General features: G+C 58.5%; 4 protein-coding genes. All 4 read left to right on the top strand.

Features of this window, described 5'->3' with window-relative positions; all coding sequences use genetic code 11:
- The first annotated feature begins 184 nt into the window (after positions 1-184).
- A complete protein-coding gene (locus QN347_RS18950) occupies positions 185-817 on the top strand; it encodes a plasmid pRiA4b ORF-3 family protein (protein ID WP_189677853.1) in 633 nt (210 codons plus the stop codon).
- Between the two features lie 186 nt (positions 818-1003).
- The gene (locus tag QN347_RS18955) at positions 1004-1600 is read left to right on the top strand and encodes a DUF4337 family protein (RefSeq protein WP_189677829.1); all 597 of its coding nucleotides are present in this window, start codon (positions 1004-1006) and stop codon (positions 1598-1600) included.
- 3 nt (positions 1601-1603) lie between these two features.
- Positions 1604-2305, top strand: coding sequence for a hypothetical protein (locus QN347_RS18960; RefSeq protein WP_322164305.1), 702 nt, complete (start codon positions 1604-1606; stop codon positions 2303-2305).
- A 102-nt stretch (positions 2306-2407) separates the two neighbouring features.
- Positions 2408-2965: IS5 family transposase (locus QN347_RS18965; RefSeq protein WP_323494316.1), on the top strand; the 558-nt coding region annotated here is incomplete at its 3' end.

A 2965-nucleotide genomic window follows, 5' to 3' on the forward strand; every position in this document is an offset into this window, starting at 1 on the left:
AAAACTTGTTCGTCGTCTTGCTCATGGTAGCTCCTTCTCACAAGTAGAAGCCTCCGAGAAACCCGGGACGGTTCACAACTCAATTTTCGGTCGGGCTCTTACGGCCGTCGTTCCGCGAGTAACCCAACGAGTATGAGTGTCCTGCCTATTGTCGTGTAGAGTAGGCTCGGGCATGTTTTGGGCCATGCTCGATCCCTTCGACCCCGAAAGCTTCATCGTCACCGCGGATATCCACATTGTCGGGATCCAGCCTCGGATCGAGCGCACCCTTGAGCTGCCCGCCAAACTCAACTTCGCGCAATTCCACGAGGTTTTGCAGGCAGCATTCGGCTGGACCGATAGCCACTTGCACCGCTTCGATGTCTGCGGACTGACGATCGGCGCACCCGAGTTCGACGATGGCGACGCATATGGGGCCCGCACCTTTGAGGCCAGCGAGGTGCGAATGCAGGACCTCTCCTTCCCCTACGGCGAGGATGCCAGTCTCCATGTTCTGTACGTGTATGATTATGGCGACGATTGGCATCACCAGATCGTGTTACGTCGTCGGCTGCGCGAGCCGAACGTCAGCTATCCTCGATGTGCCGGAGGTGTGCGGGCGGGTCCGCCCGAGGATGTAGGTGGGTACTCTGGCTATGCCGACTTTCTGGAAGCATGGCTGGATACTGGTCACGAGGAGCATAAGGCGGTGCGCCGGTGGGCAGGGCGTAAGTTCGAGCCGGAGCGCTTCGATCTCGAAGGGACCAACAAGGCGATCATAAAAGCTATGCGAGCTGCGAAAGGCAGCTACCGATTTAGGCATATCCGTTCGCATTGAATGCCTGTTTACACGTGTCAAAACCGGTCGAGATTTTGAAAAGTCGCATTGGAGCAGTTTGTTGCGCAGGATTATAGCTTTGGCGTCAGCAGCGGCTGTCTATTAACCGATCTTCCGCATATTAAAGTCTGACTTGAACGGAAAACCACCGACCTCGATGCCCGACCAGTGTGAACGGAAAATTTGATGGAAGCAGATGAAGCCAGAGATCTTATTGACGAGGCGGTGGAGCGAGCGGAATCAGAACGAGAGACACAGGAAAGCGCGGAGCGCTCGGCGGAGCGCCAGCTCCGGGAAAGGGTATCGATCCTCATCGGCATCCTCGCTGTATGTCTGGCCATCGTGCACATGGCCGCTGCGGGTGCGGCACGGACCAGCCTCTTGAACGGCATCGAGGCGTCCGATACCTTTGCTTACATGCAAGCAAAGATTGTCCGAGAGACGGTCTATAAAACCGCAGCGGCGGGCACAATTAGTCAGCCAGACCGGGTCAGCTTCACGCACGAGGCACACCGTCTAAGAGCGCCGGACTCAGCGCGACACGGGATTGGTCAACTTCAAATAGAAGGTGATCGACTGCGCCGAGCAGGCGAGGTCGCAAGGTCGGCGGGCGAGGGTTACGAATTGGGAGAGACAGCGCTCCAGATGGCTATCGTTTTGCTATCGATCGCGCTTGTTGCGAAGTCCAAGCCGATCCTGTTCGGGGCGTGTGGGCTGGCCATAGCTGGCATCGTCATCGCGCTCCTTACAAAGTTCGGCGTCGCAATACCCGGGCTCGGCTGAACTATGAGCGCCAAGCTAAAGGCGATCCATACGCACGCGCTGGATTTCTGGTTGGCGCGGAGTTCCGTTGTCGTGGTCTGTGCCTTGCAGCTCCTGATCATCAATAAGCTCACCCTTGGTCCACAGTGGTTCGGCCCCGCGCTCGAGTTTTCGCTGCTTGCCCCCTTGTCGATGGCGACCGCATGGACGCAGGGCCAAGCGCGCGAAGCGACAGCGGATCACCATTGGCACCGCGTCGCTCGATGGCGGCGAGGCATCAGGAAATTGGCGGTGACGCTCACTGCCCTTGTATCGATAATGAACCTCGCCGCGCTCGTGATGCTAGTGAAGGCGCTACTGGGCGGCCACTCCGGAACGAGCGGCCAGACCCTCCTTCTCGATGCAATCAATATCTGGACCACGAACGTCATCGCCTTCGCGTTATGGTTCTGGAGTATCGACCGGGGAGGGCCGGCTGCACGCGGGCTGACGGAAAGCGAGGTAGACGACTTCCTTTTTCCCCAGATGACCCTCGACCAGTGCAAAGGGTGGTCGCCGGGGTTCGCCGACTATCTGTATGTGTCGTTCACCAATGCCACTGCGTTTTCTCCAACCGATACGATGCCGATGACAGGACGAACCAAGCTCTTGATGATGGCGGAATCGGTCATATCACTTTTGACAATTGCTTTGGTTGCAGCCAGAGCCGTGAACATTCTTGCCTAAGAGCCCGATCCGAAACTAAGTTGAGTGGTATCAGCGGGTTAGCTTGACGCCAGCCCAAGTCATTGATTCAGGGGTTTTTGCGAAAACTTCCGGAGATCAACGATGTGGACCGATACCACCCGGGCGCAATATGCCCGTGCCGACGTGGCTTTGCCAAGCGATTTGACCGATGGCGAATGGGCGCTGCTGGAGCCGTTCTTCCCGCCGCCTTCGCATGTCGGCAGACCGCGCAAGTGGCCGCTCAGGCGGATTGTCGAGGCGATCTTGTATCTGTTGCGCGGGGGCCTGCCGTGGCGGATGCTGCCGCCGTGCTTCCCGCCAGTCTCGACGGTGCGACGCTGGTTCTATCTTTGGCGGGACAACAGGCTTTGGTTGTCGCTGAATCATACTCTGCTGCTGATCGGGCGCGAGGCGGTTGGTCGCGAAGCCTCGCCCAGCGCCGGGGTGATCGACAGTCAGAGCGTGAAAACCACAGAAAGTGGCGGGCCTCGGGGCTATGATGCAGGCAAGAAGATCAAGGGCCGCAAGCGCCACATCCTGACCGACACCGATGGCAATCTGGTCCACGCCGTGATCCACAGCGCTGTAAATAGGCGTCGAACCGGGACCCCCGATCGGCGTCCAAAAGGGACCCCCTTATGGCGCTGCGGGCGTCGATGC

Source organism: Sphingomonas sp. 10B4 (assembly GCF_035019905.1).
In the GTDB taxonomy this organism is placed as follows: domain Bacteria; phylum Pseudomonadota; class Alphaproteobacteria; order Sphingomonadales; family Sphingomonadaceae; genus Sphingomonas; species Sphingomonas glacialis.